Genomic DNA, 15,253 nt, shown 5'->3' with positions numbered 1-15,253 from the left:
CCCCGGAGGCCCCCATTCCGGCCGGACGGTACGGATGTGACACACACGCACGGCAAGTACGCCGACTTCGAGAACCTGCGCGAACGGGCGGTGGCGCTGCGGCGAGCCGGGCTCAGCCGGCGCCAGATCCGCGACCGCCTCCACGTCGACAACAACGACATCCTCAATCGCCTCCTCCAGGGAGAGCCCGCCCCGGAATGGACCAAACGCCCGAACGCGAAGGACGACCTCCGCGCACGGGCCCGCGAGCTCCGCCTCCAGGGCTGGACGTACGACCGCATCCAGGTGGAGCTCGGCTGCTCGAAAGGGTCGATCTCGCTGTGGGTGCGGGATCTGCCGAAGCCGGAGCGGCGCGATCCGACCGAGCAGGCCCGACTCGCGGCCCGGAAGCGCTGGGAGCACGAGCTGGCGGTCCGCGACGAGCAGCGCCGACGGACGAAGGAGGTCGCCGCCCAGGAGATCGGGGCCATGTCGGACCGCGATCTCTTCATCGCCGGCGTCTCCCTCTACTGGGCTGAAGGAGCCAAGGACAAGCCGTACGACCGGCGGGAGAACGTCCTCTTCGTGAACAGCGACCCCGGAGTGATCAAGCTCTACCTCGCCTGGCTGCTCCTGCTGGGCGTCGAGCCCGAACGAGTCCGCTATCGCGTCATGATTCACATGACGGCGGACGTGGAAGGCGCCAAGCGGTACTGGGCCGACCTCGTCGGAGTGGACGCCTCCTGCTTCCAGAAGACCACGATCAAGAAGCACAATCCGAAGACCGTCCGCAAGAATGTGGGCGAGACCTATCACGGATGCCTGGTCATTCGCGTCTCACAGGGCGCCGACCTGTACCGGCGCATCGAAGGCTGGTGGGCGGGGATGCTCTCCGGGATCACGGGGCGGTCTCCCTCGGGTAAGGTCTGACGCAGCCATCCGCCATGGGGTAACTGGTAGCCCGCGAGCCTTTGAAGCTCTGTAGTGCTGGTTCGAATCCAGCTGGCGGAGCTGCTCCGTCCGGGCCCTGACCTCTCCGTCAGGGCCCGCACTCATGCCCCCCGGAAACCCCCCGCTATCCTGCGGATGTCCAACCCCACCCAACAGCCGAAGGGCATCCCGTGAGCGCCAATCGCCCGGCAGCCGTCGTCGTTCTCGCAGCGGGTGAGGGCACCCGTATGAAGTCGGCCACTCCGAAGGTCCTGCACGACATCTGTGGCCGTTCCCTGGTGGGTCATGTGCTCGCCGCGTCCGGTGAGCTGGAGCCGGAGCATCTGGTCGTCGTCGTGGGGCACGCCCGCGAGAAGGTGACCGCGCATCTGGCGGAGGTCGCCCCGGGTGTGCGCACCGCGGTGCAGGCGGAGCAGAACGGTACGGGGCATGCCGTGCGGATGGGCCTGGAGGAGCTGGGCGGTGCCGTCGACGGGACGGTGATCGTGGTGTGCGGGGACACTCCGCTGCTGACGGGTGCGACGTTGCGGGAGCTGGCGGAGACGCATGCGGCGGACGGGAACGCGGTGACGGTGCTGACGGCCGAGGTGCCGGACGCGACGGGTTACGGGCGGATCGTGCGGGACGAGGCGTCGGGTGCGGTGACGGCGATCGTGGAGCACAAGGACGCGTCGGAGGAGCAGCGGGCGGTCCGTGAGATCAATTCGGGTGTGTTCGCGTTCGACGGTGCGTTGCTGGCGCAGGCGTTGAAGCAGGTGCGGACGGACAACAGTCAGGGTGAGGAGTACCTGACGGATGTCCTGGGGATTCTGCGTGCGGCGGGTCATCGGGTGGGTGCGTCGGTGGCGGGTGATCACAGGGAGATCGCGGGGATCAACAATCGGGTGCAGTTGGCGGAGGCGCGGCGGATTCTGAACGACCGTTTGCTGACGGCGGCGATGCTGTCGGGGGTGACGGTGGTGGATCCGGCGTCGACTTGGGTGGATGTGTCCGTGACGTTCGAGCAGGACGTGGTGGTGCATCCGGGGACGCAGTTGCACGGGTCGACGCATTTGGCGGAGGGCTGTGAGGTGGGTCCGAACACGCGTTTGACGGATACCCGGGTGGGTGCGGGTGCGCGTGTGGACAACACCGTGTCGGTGGATGCGGAGGTGGGACCGGAGGCGTCGGTGGGGCCGTTCGCGTATTTGCGGCCGGGGACGCGGCTGGGCCGTAAGGGCAAGATCGGCACGTATGTGGAGACGAAGAACGCGTCGATCGGTGAGGGGACGAAGGTTCCGCATCTGTCGTATGTGGGGGATGCGACGATCGGCGAGTTTTCGAACATCGGTGCGGCGAGCGTGTTCGTGAATTATGACGGGGAGCACAAGCACCACACGACGGTGGGCTCGCACTGCAAGACGGGTTCGGACAACATGTTTGTGGCGCCTGTCACGGTGGGGGACGGTGCGTATACGGCTGCGGGGTCGGTGATCACGAAGGACGTGCCGCCGGGTTCGCTGGCCGTGGCCCGTGGTCAGCAGCGGAATATCGAGGGCTGGGTGGCGCGCAAGCGTCCGGGGAGTGCTGCCGCGAAGGCGGCGGAGGCTGCTGCCCGGGAGGCGTCCGGGGAGGGCTGACCGGATGGGCGGGGCCGGAAACAGGCGTACCGTGATAACTGCACATCCGCACCCCACCTGCCGTGATGGCCTCGTTCGAGGGGGCCGGGGGCCGGTGGTGACCGAGCTGCGACACCTCTGAGGAGAAAGTGCTGTGACCGGGATCAAGACGACCGGCGAGAAGAAGTTGATGTTCTTCTCCGGCCGCGCCCACCCCGAGCTTGCCGAGGAGGTCGCCCAGGAGTTGGGTGTCGGGGTTGTCCCGACGAGGGCCTTCGATTTCGCGAATGGCGAGATCTATGTGCGGTATCAGGAGTCGGCGCGGGGTGCCGACTGCTTCCTGATCCAGAGCCACACGGCGCCGATCAACAAGTGGATCATGGAGCAGTTGATCATGATCGACGCGTTGAAGCGTGCGTCGGCTCGGTCGATCACGGTGATCGTGCCGTTCTACGGTTATGCGCGGCAGGACAAGAAGCACCGGGGGCGTGAGCCGATCTCGGCGCGTCTGATCGCCGATCTGATGAAGACGGCGGGGGCGACGCGGGTGCTGACGGTGGATCTGCACACGGATCAGATCCAGGGCTTCTTCGACGGTCCGGTGGACCACCTGTTCGCGTTGCCGCTGCTGGCGGACTACGTGGGCGCGAAGGTGGACCGGGAGAAGCTGACGGTGGTGTCGCCGGACGCGGGCCGGGTGCGGGTGGCGGACCGGTGGTGCGACCGGCTGGGTGCGCCGCTGGCGATCGTGCACAAGCGGCGGGACAAGGACGTGGCGAATCAGGTCACGGTGCACGAGGTGGTCGGCGAGGTGCGCGGCCGGGTGTGTGTGCTGGTGGACGACATGATCGACACGGGCGGCACGATCTGTGCGGCGGCGGACGCGTTGTTCGCGCACGGCGCGGAGGACGTCATCGTGACGGCGACGCACGGTGTGCTGTCGGGGCCGGCGGCGGACCGGCTGAAGAATTCGCGGGTGAGCGAGTTCGTGTTCACGGACACGCTGCCGACGCCGGTGGAGCTGAGCAAGGACCTGGACAAGCTGACGGTGCTGTCGATCGCGCCGACGATCGCGAGTGCGGTGCGTGAGGTCTTCCGGGACGGTTCGGTGACCAGCCTGTTCGACGAGCAGTAAGGGTTCTGCAGTCGGGTCCGGCCGGGGTTCCGGGCGGACCCGGGTGATCGTTTTGGGTGCGGCCTCCCTGTCCGAGTAGACTGCCCGAGTTGCTCGGCGAGGGAGGCCGTGCCGCTTCGTGAGGAGCGGTGGCGGTGGTCCGTTATCGACGCGCTCTTCGTAGCAGGCCGTTCGTGGCCGGGTGACCACGTCCGTTTTCTGACTTCGAGGAGTGATGAGCATGGCTGACGTCGTTCTGCACGCCGAGACCCGTAACGAGTTCGGCAAGGGCGCCGCGCGCCGCATCCGCCGTGAGAACAAGGTTCCCGGCGTCGTCTACGAGCACGGTCTGGACCCGCTGCACGTGTCCCTTCCGGGTCACGAGCTGCTGCTGGCGCTGCGTACGCCGAACGTCCTGATCGAGCTGGTCGTGGACGGCAAGGGCAGCCAGCTGGCGATTCCGAAGGCCGTGCAGCGTGACCCGCTGAAGGGCTTCCTGGAGCACGTGGACCTGCTGATGGTGAAGCGCGGCGAGCGTGTCACCGTCGAGATCCCCGTGGTCGCCGAGGGCGAGCTGGCCCCGGGTGGCAACCTGCTGGAGCACGTCCTGTCGTCGGTCTCGGTGGAGATCGAGGCGACGAACATCCCGGACACCCTGACGGTGTCGGTGCAGGGTCTGGACGCCGGTGCGGCGATCCTCGCCAAGGACCTGGACCTGCCGAAGGGCTCCGTGCTGGTCACCGAGGAGGACGCCACGGTCCTGCAGGTGCTCTCGCCGCAGGCCGAGGAGCTCCCGGGTGACGAGGACGAGGCCGACGAGGCCTGATCGTTCTCGTAGTCTTCGTTCACGTGCGGCCGCTGCTCCCGGTGCGGGGGCGGCGGCCGTCGTGTGCGGTGGACGAGGACCGGAGTGAGGAGACTGGGACGTGACGACGGATGCGGCGGCTCCCTGGCTGGTCGTGGGGCTGGGGAATCCGGGCCCCGAGTACGCGATGAACCGGCACAACGTGGGGTTCATGGTGGCGGATCTGCTGGCCGGGCGGGTGGGGGGCCGGTTCAAGCGGGCCGGCAAGGCGCAGGCGCAGGTGGTGGAGGGCCGGATCGGGCCGCCGGGGCCGGGCAGCCGGCGGGTGGTGCTGGTGAAGCCGATGTCGTACATGAATCTGTCGGGGGGTCCGGTCAATGCCCTGCGGGAGTTCTACAAGGTGCCGCCGGAGCGGGTGGTGGCGGTGCACGACGAGCTGGACATCGACTACGGGGTGCTGCGGCTGAAGCTGGGTGGCGGGGACAACGGCCACAACGGGCTGAAGTCGATGACGAAGGCGTTCGGGCGGGAGTACCACCGGGTGCGGTTCGGGATCGGGCGGCCGCCGGGGCGGATGCCGGTGGCGGATTTCGTGCTGCGGGACTTCTCGTCGGCGGAGCGCAAGGAGCTGGACTACTTCGTGGACCGTGCGGCGGACGCGGTGGAGTGTCTGGTGATCGACGGGCTGGGGCGGGCGCAGAGTTCGTACAACTCGTGACGTGCTGTGCGGCCTTGTGCCGTGTTGTCCCCCACCTGAGTTGACGCCTCGTACAACGATGGCCAAGGATCTCGGCCATGCGTTCTGCGGTCGTGTCCGGACGGGGTTCCTCCGTGCTGCGGCTGTGCCGGTTCGCCGCGATGGGCACGGTCACGGCGCTGATCCTGATCGCGGGTGTGTGGGCGTCGTGGGGCACGGCGCAGCACGTGATGCTGACGAAGGGGCGCGAGCGCGGCACGGTCGAGGTGACGGAGTGCGGCGACGGGTCCTGTGCGGGTCCGTACGCGCCGCTGTCGCCGGGGTCGCAGCCGCGCCCGGAGGTGGTCCTGGAGGACTCGGTGGCCCTGGAGGTGGGTCACACCTACACGGTGGTGCTGAAGCCGGGCGGTGACCGGGCGGTGCGTTCGGGTCCGGCGGGGGTGCTGTACGCGTGGGTGCCGTTCGCGGGTGCGCTGCTGCTGGCGTCGGTGGTGGTGGCGGGCGGTCTGCTGCGCACGCGGCTCGCGTGGGTGATGGGGTTGTCGGGCGCGGGGCTGCTGACGGCGGCCTTCCTGGCGGTGTGAGCACCCCGGGACCGGGCGGCGCGTCCCGCTGACGAAGTGAACACAGCGGTGCCCCCGGCCCGCAGCGTGTGCTGCGGGCCGGGGGCACCGGTCTGTTCGGGGCCGGGGCCGTCCGGTCAGCCGGTGTTGCGCAGGCCCGCGGCGACGCCGTTGACGGTGAGCAGCAGGGCGCGGGAGAGCAGCGGGTCGGGTTCCTGGCCGGCGTCGAGCGCTTCGCGCTGGCGCTTGAGGAGGGCGACCTGGAGGTAGGAGATGGGGTCCAGGTAGGCGTCGCGGATGGCGAAGGTCTGCTTCAGGACGGGGTCGGCGTCCAGGAGTTCCTGTTCGCCGGTGACGCGCAGGACCTCGGCGACGGTCAGTTCGTGTTCGGCCTCGATGGTGGCGAAGACGTGCTTCAGTTCGTCGGGGACGAGGGTGTCCACGTAGTGGCGGGCGATCCGCAGGTCGGTCTTGGCGAGGGTCATCTCCACGTTGGAGATGAAGTTGCGGAAGAAGTGCCACTGCCCGTACATCTCGTCCAGCACGGTGTCGAGGCCGGCTTCGCGCAGTGCCTTGAGGCCGGAGCCGACGCCGAACCAGCCGGGGACGATCTGCCGGGACTGGGTCCAGCCGAACACCCAGGGGATGGCGCGCAGTCCGTCGAGGGAGACGCCGGAGCCGGGGCGGCGGGAGGGCCGGGAGCCCAGGTGCAGGTCGGCGAGCTGGTCGACGGGGGTGGAGGCGAGGAAGTACGCCGGCAGGCCGGGGTCCTCGACCAGCTTGCGGTAGGCGGTGTGGGCGGCGTCGGAGACGACGTCCATGGCGGCGTCCCAGCGGGCGAGGGCCTCGTCGGACTGGCGGGGCGCGGTGTGCAGGGCGGACGCCTGGAGGGTGGCGGCGACGGACAGTTCGAGGTTCTCCCGGGCGAGGGCCGGGATGAGGTACTTGTCGGAGATGACCTCGCCCTGTTCGGTGACCTTGATCTCGCCTTCGAGGGTGCCCCAGGGCTGGGCGAGGATGGCGTCGTGGGTGGGGCCGCCGCCGCGGCCGACGGTGCCGCCGCGGCCGTGGAAGAGGCGCAGCCGGACGCCGTAACGGTGGGCGACGTCGCGCAGCCGGCGCTGGGCGCGGTGGATCTCCCACTGGCTGGTGGTGATGCCGCCGAACTTGGAGGAGTCGGAGTAGCCGAGCATGACCTCCTGGACGTCGCCGCGCAGGGCGACGAGGCGCCGGTAGGAGGGGTCGGCGAGCATGTCCTCCAGGATGGTGTCGGCGGCCTTGAGTTCGTCGGTGGTCTCCAGCAGGGGGACGATGCCGATCTTCGCCCAGCCGGCGTGGAGGTCGATCAGTCCGGCTTCGCGGGCGAGGACGGCGGCGGCGAAGACGTCGTCGGCGCCCTGGCACATGGAGATGATGTAGGACTCGATGACCTCGGGTCCGAAGACTTCGAGGGCGCGCCGGACGGTCTGGAAGACGCCGAGGGTCTTCTCGCCGTCGGCATCGACGGGGGCCGGGGTGGGGGCGAGGGGCCGGCGGGAGCGGAGTTCCTTGGCGAGCAGCTTGGTGCGGTAGTCGCGGGGCATGTCGGCGTAGCGCCAGGATTCCTCACCGAGCCGGTCGAACAGCTGGCCGAGGGCGTGGTGGTGGGCGTCGGCGTGTTCGCGGACGTCCATGGTGGCGAGCTGGAGGCCGAAGGCCGCGAGGGTGCGGATGGTGCGGGCGAGGCGGCCGTCGGCGAAGAGTCCGCCGCGGTGTTCGCGCAGGGAGGCCTGGATGATCCGCAGGTCGGTGAGGAGGCCCTCGGTGCCGAGGTAGTCGCGGCCGGGGGCGTGGGGGGTGCCCTTGGCGAGGCGGAGCTTGGTGTTCTCCAGCTTCTGGCGGATGCAGGTGGCCTTGAGGCGGTAGGGCTCCTCGGCGTTGAGGCGCTTGTAGCGGGGGCTGATCTCGGGGAGGTGGTCGAGGTCGGCCTGCAGGGAGGTGAGGAGTTCCTCGGTGGCTCCGGTGTAGCGGATGGAGTTGGAGAGGAAGCCGCGCAGTTCGTCGATCATCTCCAGGGCGTCGTTGATGCCGTGTTCGTGCTGGAGGATGAGGACGTCCCAGGTGACCTGGGGGGTGACGTTGGGGTTGCCGTCGCGGTCGCCGCCGATCCAGGTGCCGAAGGTGAGGGGGCGGGTGTCGTCGGGCAGTCTGACGCCGGCGCGTTCGAGTTCGGCGGTGAGGTCCTCGAGGACGTCGCCGACGGCTCCGGCGTGGAGTTCGTCGAGGTAGTAGATGGCGTTGCGGGCCTCGTCGGTGGGTTCGGGGCGGACGACGCGCAGTTCGTCGGTCTGCCACACGAGGTCGATGTTCTCGGCGAGGCGGGTGTCGAGGCGGCGCCGGTCGGAGGCGATGACGGGGGTGTCGAGGAGCGCGGCGATGCGGCGCAGCTTGTTGAGGACGGAGCGGCGGGCGGCCTCGGTGGGGTGGGCCGTGAACACGGGCCGGATGTTGAGGTGCCGCACCGTTTCGCGCAGGTGCTCGGGGTCGGCGTCCTTGAGCCGGTCGGCGGTGCGGGCGAGGAGTCCGCCCTCGGCGGCGCGGCGGGCGCGCAGTTCGCGGCCGCGGTGGACCTGCTCGGTGACGTTGGCGAGGTGGAAGTAGGTGGAGAAGGCGCGGACCAGCTTGGCGGCTGTTTCGAGTTCGGTGCCGCGCAGGAGGGCGGCGGCGGCCTCGCCGTCCTCGCGGGTGAGGCGGCGGACCTTCTCGACGAGGTCGAGGAGTTCGGGGCCTTCCTGCCGGACGAGGGTCTCTCCGAGGAGATCACCCAGGCGGCGGATGTCGGCGCGCAGCTCGCTGCTCGTCGTGGTCTGGTCGTCGGCACTGCTCACAGGTGCGGCTCCTTGCAGTGTTGAAGCTCGTCTGGAGGGGCCCGGACGGCGTCTCGTGCGCGGGGCTGCCGCATACGGGGCGGGCATCCGGGAAGAAGGTTCAGAGCGGACCGCGCTGTCCGACCGGCCTCCAGGATAGGTGTCGGGCCGGACGCGCTGGGCCACGGGCTCTTGCCGCGGGGCGGCGCACTGCCATACTTACGTTGCCGTAGGTTACGGGACCGTAGGAAGGACGCGGTCCCGGTCGCCCGGGCACACCCTCCGTCCACACACCCCCCAGGGGACAGGTATGACCTCAAGTTCCGACGTGATCGAAGAAGCCTCGAAGAAACCCCGGTCGGACGACGCCGCGGCCTCCGCCACGCTCGGCGGGGAACGCAAGCGTTCCATCGAGCAGATCACCCTGCTGCTCTTCATCACCGTGCCGTTCCTGGCGCTGCTGGCGGCGGTGCCGCTGGCGTGGGGCTGGGGGGTGAGCTGGCTGGATCTCGGCCTGCTGGTGTTCTTCTACTTCCTCGGGTGCCACGGCATCACCATCGGTTTCCACCGGCACTTCACGCACGGTTCGTTCAAGGCGAAGCGCCCGCTGAAGATCGCGTTGGCGATCGCCGGGTCCATGGCGGTGGAGGGGCCGCTGGTGCGGTGGGTGGCCGACCACCGCAAGCACCACAAGTTCTCCGACGACGAGGGTGACCCGCATTCGCCGTGGAAGTACGGGGAGACGGTGCCGGCGCTGATGAAGGGCCTGTGGTGGGCGCACATCGGCTGGATGTTCGACGAGGAGCAGACGCCGCAGGACAAGTACGCACCGGATCTGATCAAGGACCCGGCGCTGCGGGCGATCTCGCGCCAGTTCATCCTGTGGACGGCGCTGTCGCTGGCGCTGCCGGCGCTGATCGGCGGTCTGGTGACGATGTCGTGGTGGGGGGCGTTCACCGGGTTCTTCTGGGGGTCGCTCGTCCGGGTGGCGCTGCTGCACCACGTGACGTGGTCGATCAACTCGATCTGTCACGCGGTCGGCAAGCGGCCGTTCAGGTCGCGGGACCGTTCGGGCAACGTGTGGTGGCTGGCGGTGCTGTCGTGCGGTGAGTCCTGGCACAACCTGCACCACGCGGATCCGACGTCGGCGCGGCACGGTGTGGAGCGCGGCCAGCTGGATTCCTCGGCGCGGCTGATCCGCTTCTTCGAGCTGGCGGGCTGGGCGTACGACGTGCGCTGGCCGTCACGCTCGCGTATCGATTCGCGTCGCAACACCGTGGAAGGCGGCTCCCGGCGCGGGAAGGAGCCCGCCGAGGCGGCATGATGGTCGCTGTGGCGACCGACTCGAACACTCCCGGCAACGACAAGCCGCGGCGGACGCGCCGCACCCGGATGACCGGTGCGGAGCGCCGCCAGCAGCTGCTGGAGATCGGCCGCACCCTGTTCGCGGCGAAGGGGTTCGAAGGCACGTCGGTGGAGGAGATCGCGGCGAAGGCCGGGGTCTCCAAGCCGGTCGTGTACGAGCACTTCGGCGGCAAGGAGGGCCTGTACGCGGTGGTGGTGGACCGCGAGATGCGCCGCCTGCTGGACATGGTGACCAGTTCGCTGACGGCGGGGCATCCGCGGGAGCTGTGCGAGCAGGCGGCGTTCGCGCTCCTGGACTACATCGAGGAGTACACGGACGGTTTCCGGATCCTGGTGCGGGACTCGCCGATCCCGCAGTCGACGGGCACGTTCGCGTCGCTGATCTCGGACATCGCCACCCAGGTGGAGGACATCCTGGGCCGGGAGTTCAAGAGCCGCGGTTTCGATCCGAAGCTGGCGCCGCTGTACGCGCAGGCGCTGGTGGGGATGGTGGCGCTGACCGGCCAGTGGTGGCTGGACGTGCGCCGTCCGAAGAAGGCGGAGGTGGCCGCGCATCTGGTGAACCTGGCGTGGCACGGCCTGGACGGCCTGGAGCCGAAGCCGCGGCTGATAGGCCACCGCAAGAACTGAATCAATGGTGCACTAGATGAATGTTGTGCCATCATGTGTGCATGACTGAGATCACGATCAGCGCGGCCCGTGCCCAGCTCGGCGACCTCGTCCGTCGTGCCGCCCACGGACGCGAGACCATCGCCCTCACGGATCACGGGCACGTGGCCGCACTGCTCGTGTCGCCGCAGGTGATAGAGGATCTGGAAGACGCCTTGGCGGTCGCCGACTACGAGCGCCGCAAGGCCGAGGGGACCCTCGGTCCGGGCATCCCCATGGCCGAGGTCCGCAGGCGGTTGGGGCTTGAGCAGAAGTGACGTACGAGATCGTCTTCGAGCCGCACGCCCTCGATTCCGCAGCCCGATTTCTGAAGGAGGACGCGAGCGGCCTGGCGCTGGTCCTCGACACCGTCGACAAGCTCGCCGAGGACCCTCGTCCCGCAGGGTCGGTTCCGTATGGATCGGCGGACATCCGGCGTCTGCGCATCGGCGACTACCGCGTCCTGTACGTCATCGACGACCACGTCATCCGCATCCTGGTCACCCACTTGGGGCGCACCCCCTGAGATCAACTGCCCTTCGTCGCGACGGCGAAGATCCGGCGGAAGGGGAACGGGGTGCCGTGGGGGCCGCCCGGGTAGGCGGTCCGCAGGGCCGTCCGGTACTCGGCGACGAAGGCGTCCCGGGCCTGCGGGTCGTCGGCGAGGGCGGTCAGCACGGGCCGCAGTCCGGTGCCCTTGACCCAGTCGAGGACGGGGTCCTCGCCCTGCAGCAGGTGCAGGTACGTCGTCTCCCACACGTCGGCGGTGCAGCCGAGGGCGGTCAGCCGCTCCAGGTAGGTGCGGGGCGGCTGGACGGCGTCGGCATGGCGCAGGACGCCGTCGAGGCGGCCGCGCCAGCGGGGGGAGGCGGACAGTTCGCGCATCAGGACGTGGCTGGGGGCGTCGAAGTTGCCGGGCACCTGGAAGGCGAGGGTGCCGCCGGGGGTGAGCCCGTCGGTCCAGTCGCCGAACCGGCCGGTGTGGCCGGGCACCCATTGCAGGGTGGCGTTGCTGACGATGAGGTCGCAGGGTTCCGCGGGGCTCCAGGTGCGGGCGTCGGCGCGGGCGAAGTCGAGGCGGCCGCCGCCCGGGGTGGGGCCGGCGTGGTCGGCGTGGGCCCGGTCGAGCATCTCGGGCGAGGTGTCGTAGCCGGTGATGCGGGCTGCGGGCCAGCGGTCGGCGAGGAGCGCGGTGACGTTGCCGGGGCCGCAGCCGAGGTCGGCGATGCGGGGCGGGTGGGACGGGAGGCCGGGGACGCGGGCGAGGAGGTCGGTGAAGGGGCGGCCGCGATGGCCGGCGTGCCGCAGGTACTGGGCGGGGTCCCAGGTGGGGGTCGTGCGGGTCACGGGGCCTCCTGCGGTGCGGGCGGAACGGCGGTCGGGTACCACCGTCACCCACCCAACCTCTCGACGTCAAGAGACTCGACATCAAGAGACTTCACGTCGACACAACCACTACACTGATCGTCATGGAGGACGAGGTCGATCGGCTGGTCGCAGCGTGGCGCCGGGAGCGCCCGGACCTCGACGTGGAACCGCTCGAAGTGCTCAGCCGGGTGAGCAGGCTCGCCCGGCACCTGGACCGTGCCCGGCGGCTGGCGTTCGCCGAGCACGGCCTGGAACCCTGGGAGTTCGACGTCCTGACGGCGCTGCGCCGGGCCGGCACCCCGTACCAGCTCTCCCCCGGACAGCTTCTCACCCAGACGCTCGTCACCTCGGGCACCATGACCAACCGCATCGACCGGCTGGCCAAGAAGAGCCTGGTGGAACGCCTCCCGGACCCCAGTGACCGGCGCGGTGTCCTGGTCCGTCTCACGGACGTCGGACGCGACCGGGCCGACCAGGCCCTGGCCGGGCTGCTGGCGCAGGAGCGCGCCATCCTCGCGGAGCTGTCCGCCGCCCAGCGCGGCGAACTGGCCGGACTGCTCCGGCAGCTCACCGCCCCGTTCGACAACATCCCCGGCTGACCGGCGGCCCGCCGCCGACGCCGGGGCACGCCGCTCAGGCGCTGCTGCTCTCCTCCGGGATGCGGGCCGGCGGCCCCAGGTCGGCCGGGCCCACGCCCGCGCGGCGGGCGAGGGCGACGGCGGCCAGGGTGGAGTGGACGCCCAGTTTGCCGAGCACGTTCTGCATGTGGGTACGGACGGTGTGCGGGGACAGGTAGAGGCGCTCGGCGACTGCTTTGCGCCCCAGGCCCGCGACCATGCACCGCAGGACCTCCCGCTCGCGCGGGGTGAGGGACTCCACCAGCCGTTCGCTCTCGGTGCGGTGCCTGCGGGCCGCGGTCAGCTCGCGCAGCACCCCGGTCAGCAGCGCGGGCGGCAGATGCGTCTCGTCGCGCAGAACGCCGCGGATCACGGTGAGCAGCCGGCTCAGCGAGCAGTCCTTGGCCACCCAGCCGCCGGCCCCGGCCTGCAGGGCGAGGGCGGCCCGGCGCGGGTCGTCCTTCTCGGCGAGGACGACGGTCCGGACCTGCGGCTGCACCGAGCGGACCCCGGCGACCAGGGAGATCCCGTCGACCAGCCCGTCCTCGTCGCCGTCCTGCACCGGCACCGCCGGGCGGCCGCCCGGCACTCTCCCGCCGAGGTCGGCGTCGACGAGCAGCACGTCGAACCGGCGGCCCTCGGCGGCGGCGCGTTCCAGACAGCGCAGGGCGGCCGGGCCGCTGCCCGCGGCGGACACGTCGACGTCGGGCTCTGCGGCCAGGGCCGCGGCGAGTGACTCGGCGAAAATACGATGGTCGTCGACGACCAGGACTCGGATGCGAACCACGAAACCCCCTTCCCCGGGCTCTCTGTAGAGCAGGGGATTACCCCATCGCCGGGAGACGACACCACCGCGCACACGACGACGGGGCCCACGCCCTGTCGCGCGGGGACGCCGGACGGATCGCCGCGGGACCACCCGGCCGCTGCCGCGCGGTGACCGCACCTGCCGCCCGGGCGTCCTGCCCGGCTGTCCCGCTCTCCGACCGGCACCGGCCCCCACCGGCGCTGTGCTTCAGAGTACGGGCGGGCGCCGGGAGGGGAAGGATATTTGCAGAACTGGCGCTCCCCCGCGTTTATGGTGAGCCCCATGTTTCGTCTGGAGACAGAAGTCGACAACGCACGACGTGATCTGCTCCGGAGGCGGCTCAGAGACACCAACACGGCGGCCTCCCCGGTGCTGCGCGCCCTGCGCGGAACCCCCGGCGCACGCGAGTCGGCTTTGCACGTGTGGGTGATGGACTCCGACGGCGCGCTGGCCGGCGGCCTGGTCGGCCACACCTGGACGACCTGGCTCCACGTCACCTACCTCTGGGTCGACGCCCGGCACCGCGGGGCCGGGATCGGGTCCCGGATCCTGGCGGAGGCGGAGGCCCTCGCGGTCACCGGGCGGGGGGCCCGGCACGCGCGGGTGGAGACCTGGGACTTCCAGGCCCCCGGCTTCTACCGCCGGCACGGCTACGAGGTGGTGTGCGTGATCCCCGACTATCCGCCGGGGATCACGGAGTACACGCTGACCAAGACCCTGCGCTGACGGGGCGGGTCACGGCAGCAGGCGGCGCGCTCCTTCCGACGGGACGGCCTCGAAGGTGCGCGGGGCGGTGAGGTCCGCCGCCGCGAACGCCTCCCGGACGGCCGCGGTGACCGCGGGGACGTCGGCCTCCTCGGCCAGGACGACGGCCGAGCCGCCGAAGCCGCCGCCGGTCATCCGGGCGCCGAGGGCCCCGGCCGCGAGGGCGGTCTCCACGGTCAGGTCGAGTTCGGGGCAGGAGACGCGGAAGTCGTCGCGCAGCGAGGCGTGCCCCTCGACGAGGACGGGGCCGATCGCGCGGGGGTCGCCCGCCTCCAGCAGGTCCACCACCCGCCGCACCCGCTCGTTCTCCGTCACCACGTGCCGCACCAGGCGGCGGATCTCCTCCTCGTCGCCGAGCCGGGCCAGCGCCGCGTCCAGGCCGGAGTGCGGGATGTCGCGCAGGGCGCCGACGCCGAGCAGGGCGGCGCCCTTCTCGCAGCCCGCGCGGCGCCGGCCGTACTCGCCCTGGCTGTGGCTGTGTTCGACCCGGGTGTCGACGACGAGGAGGCGCAGGCCCTCGGCGGACAGGCCGAAGGGGATCTGACGCCGGGTCAGGTCGCGGGTGTCGAGGAACAGGGCGTGGCCGGCCTCGCAGCAGGCGGACGCCGTCTGGTCCATGATGCCGACGGGCGCGCCGACGTAGGCGTTCTCCGCGCGTTGGCACAGCAGGGCGAGGCGGCCGCCGTCGAGCCCCAGCCCGTACAGGTCGTTCAGGGCGAGGGCGACGACGACCTCCAGGGCGGCCGAGGACGACAGTCCGGCGCCGGCGGGCACGGTGGAGGACAGGTGGATGTCGGCTCCGGTGACGGGGTGGCCGGCCTCGCGCAGGGCCCAGACGACGCCCGCCGGGTAGGCGGTCCAGGTGCGGTCGGTGCCGGGGGCGAGGGCGTCGACGGTGAGTTCCGCGACCGGCGCGTCGGCGTCCGCGGAGTGCAGGCGCAGGATGCCGTCGGTGCGGGGGGAGACGGCGGCCGTGGTGCGGTGGGGCAGGGCGAACGGCATGACGAAGCCGTCGTTGTAGTCGGTGTGCTCGCCGATCAGGTTGACCCGGCCGGGCGCCGCCCAGACGCCCTGCGGGGCGGTGCCGTACAGCTCGGTGAAGCGGTCCGTGACCTGCTGTTCCGCCACC

At 70.7% G+C, this 15,253-nt stretch carries 16 protein-coding genes and 1 tRNA gene; 13 read left to right on the top strand and 4 right to left on the bottom strand.

Annotated elements, in window-relative coordinates; translation table 11 throughout:
* Positions 1-36: 36 nt before the first annotated feature.
* The 7 genes from ACIRPP_RS08155 to ACIRPP_RS08125 all read left to right on the top strand — a co-directional run bounded on the left by ACIRPP_RS08155 (position 37) and on the right by ACIRPP_RS08125 (position 5,728).
* Complete coding sequence (locus ACIRPP_RS08155; protein ID WP_403638985.1) at positions 37-909, top strand: hypothetical protein; 873 nt, start codon at positions 37-39, stop codon at positions 907-909.
* An 8-nt stretch (positions 910-917) separates the two neighbouring features.
* Positions 918-990 (top strand) — tRNA-Gln (locus tag ACIRPP_RS08150).
* 110 nt (positions 991-1,100) lie between these two features.
* A complete protein-coding gene (gene glmU / locus ACIRPP_RS08145; protein ID WP_403638984.1) occupies positions 1,101-2,549 on the top strand; it encodes a bifunctional UDP-N-acetylglucosamine diphosphorylase/glucosamine-1-phosphate N-acetyltransferase GlmU in 1,449 nt (482 codons plus the stop codon).
* Between the two features lie 133 nt (positions 2,550-2,682).
* Positions 2,683-3,663: a ribose-phosphate diphosphokinase gene (locus ACIRPP_RS08140; RefSeq protein ID WP_403638982.1), complete on the top strand. Its 981-nt coding sequence runs from the start codon at positions 2,683-2,685 to the stop codon at positions 3,661-3,663.
* 220 nt (positions 3,664-3,883) lie between these two features.
* Positions 3,884-4,468, top strand: a complete 585-nt coding sequence (locus ACIRPP_RS08135; protein ID WP_403638980.1) for a 50S ribosomal protein L25/general stress protein Ctc — start codon at positions 3,884-3,886, stop codon at positions 4,466-4,468.
* A gap of 100 nt (positions 4,469-4,568) precedes the next feature.
* Positions 4,569-5,165 carry an aminoacyl-tRNA hydrolase gene (gene pth / locus ACIRPP_RS08130; RefSeq protein ID WP_403638978.1) on the top strand — a complete coding sequence of 199 codons (597 nt, stop codon included), beginning with the start codon at positions 4,569-4,571 and terminating at the stop codon, positions 5,163-5,165.
* Positions 5,166-5,242: 77 nt separating this feature from the next.
* Positions 5,243-5,728: a hypothetical protein gene (locus ACIRPP_RS08125; protein WP_403638976.1), complete on the top strand. Its 486-nt coding sequence runs from the start codon at positions 5,243-5,245 to the stop codon at positions 5,726-5,728.
* A gap of 116 nt (positions 5,729-5,844) precedes the next feature.
* Here ACIRPP_RS08125 and ppc read toward each other — a convergent pair whose 3' ends face one another.
* Complete coding sequence (gene ppc / locus ACIRPP_RS08120; RefSeq protein WP_403638974.1) at positions 5,845-8,574, bottom strand: phosphoenolpyruvate carboxylase; 2,730 nt, start codon at positions 8,572-8,574, stop codon at positions 5,845-5,847.
* Between the two features lie 289 nt (positions 8,575-8,863).
* On the opposite strand from ppc, the gene ACIRPP_RS08115 reads away from it, so the two are divergent.
* The 4 genes from ACIRPP_RS08115 to ACIRPP_RS08100 are packed head-to-tail and all read left to right on the top strand — an operon-like array spanning position 8,864 to position 11,092.
* Positions 8,864-9,877: a fatty acid desaturase gene (locus ACIRPP_RS08115; protein WP_192234386.1), complete on the top strand. Its 1,014-nt coding sequence runs from the start codon at positions 8,864-8,866 to the stop codon at positions 9,875-9,877.
* Positions 9,874-10,548 (top strand): TetR/AcrR family transcriptional regulator, encoded by a 675-nt coding sequence (locus ACIRPP_RS08110; protein ID WP_403638972.1) that lies wholly within the window; start codon positions 9,874-9,876, stop codon positions 10,546-10,548. The genes ACIRPP_RS08115 and ACIRPP_RS08110 overlap by 4 nt, the downstream gene beginning before the upstream one ends.
* Before the next feature lie 41 nt (positions 10,549-10,589).
* A complete protein-coding gene (locus ACIRPP_RS08105; RefSeq protein ID WP_164442700.1) occupies positions 10,590-10,844 on the top strand; it encodes a type II toxin-antitoxin system Phd/YefM family antitoxin in 255 nt (84 codons plus the stop codon).
* Complete coding sequence (locus tag ACIRPP_RS08100; RefSeq protein WP_164442701.1) at positions 10,841-11,092, top strand: type II toxin-antitoxin system RelE/ParE family toxin; 252 nt, start codon at positions 10,841-10,843, stop codon at positions 11,090-11,092. Before ACIRPP_RS08105 ends, ACIRPP_RS08100 begins: the two co-directional genes overlap by 4 nt.
* Before the next feature lie 2 nt (positions 11,093-11,094).
* On the opposite strand, the gene ACIRPP_RS08095 is transcribed toward ACIRPP_RS08100, so the two are convergent.
* Positions 11,095-11,913, bottom strand: coding sequence for a trans-aconitate 2-methyltransferase (locus ACIRPP_RS08095; RefSeq protein WP_403638970.1), 819 nt, complete (start codon positions 11,911-11,913; stop codon positions 11,095-11,097).
* A 122-nt stretch (positions 11,914-12,035) separates the two neighbouring features.
* On the opposite strand from ACIRPP_RS08095, the gene tamR reads away from it, so the two are divergent.
* On the top strand, positions 12,036-12,533 hold the full coding sequence (tamR, locus tag ACIRPP_RS08090; protein ID WP_192234588.1) for a MarR family transcriptional regulator TamR: 498 nt from the start codon (positions 12,036-12,038) through the stop codon (positions 12,531-12,533).
* A gap of 34 nt (positions 12,534-12,567) precedes the next feature.
* Here the strand turns inward: tamR and ACIRPP_RS08085 are convergent, their stop codons facing one another.
* The gene (locus ACIRPP_RS08085; protein ID WP_403638968.1) at positions 12,568-13,338 is read right to left on the bottom strand and encodes a LuxR C-terminal-related transcriptional regulator; all 771 of its coding nucleotides are present in this window, start codon (positions 13,336-13,338) and stop codon (positions 12,568-12,570) included.
* Positions 13,339-13,629: 291 nt separating this feature from the next.
* On the opposite strand from ACIRPP_RS08085, the gene ACIRPP_RS08080 reads away from it, so the two are divergent.
* Positions 13,630-14,085, top strand: a complete 456-nt coding sequence (locus ACIRPP_RS08080; RefSeq protein ID WP_403638967.1) for a GNAT family N-acetyltransferase — start codon at positions 13,630-13,632, stop codon at positions 14,083-14,085.
* Between the two features lie 9 nt (positions 14,086-14,094).
* Here the strand turns inward: ACIRPP_RS08080 and galK are convergent, their stop codons facing one another.
* On the bottom strand, positions 14,095-15,252 hold the full coding sequence (gene galK, locus ACIRPP_RS08075) for a galactokinase (RefSeq protein WP_403638965.1): 1,158 nt from the start codon (positions 15,250-15,252) through the stop codon (positions 14,095-14,097).
* Position 15,253: the final 1 nt, after the last annotated feature.

The sequence above is a fragment of the Streptomyces sp. NPDC101219 genome, from assembly GCF_044767675.1.
Taxonomy (GTDB): domain Bacteria; phylum Actinomycetota; class Actinomycetes; order Streptomycetales; family Streptomycetaceae; genus Streptomyces.
The sequence above is the reverse complement of the archived record's forward strand: the minus strand, read 5'-3'. Positions and strand labels throughout refer to the sequence as shown.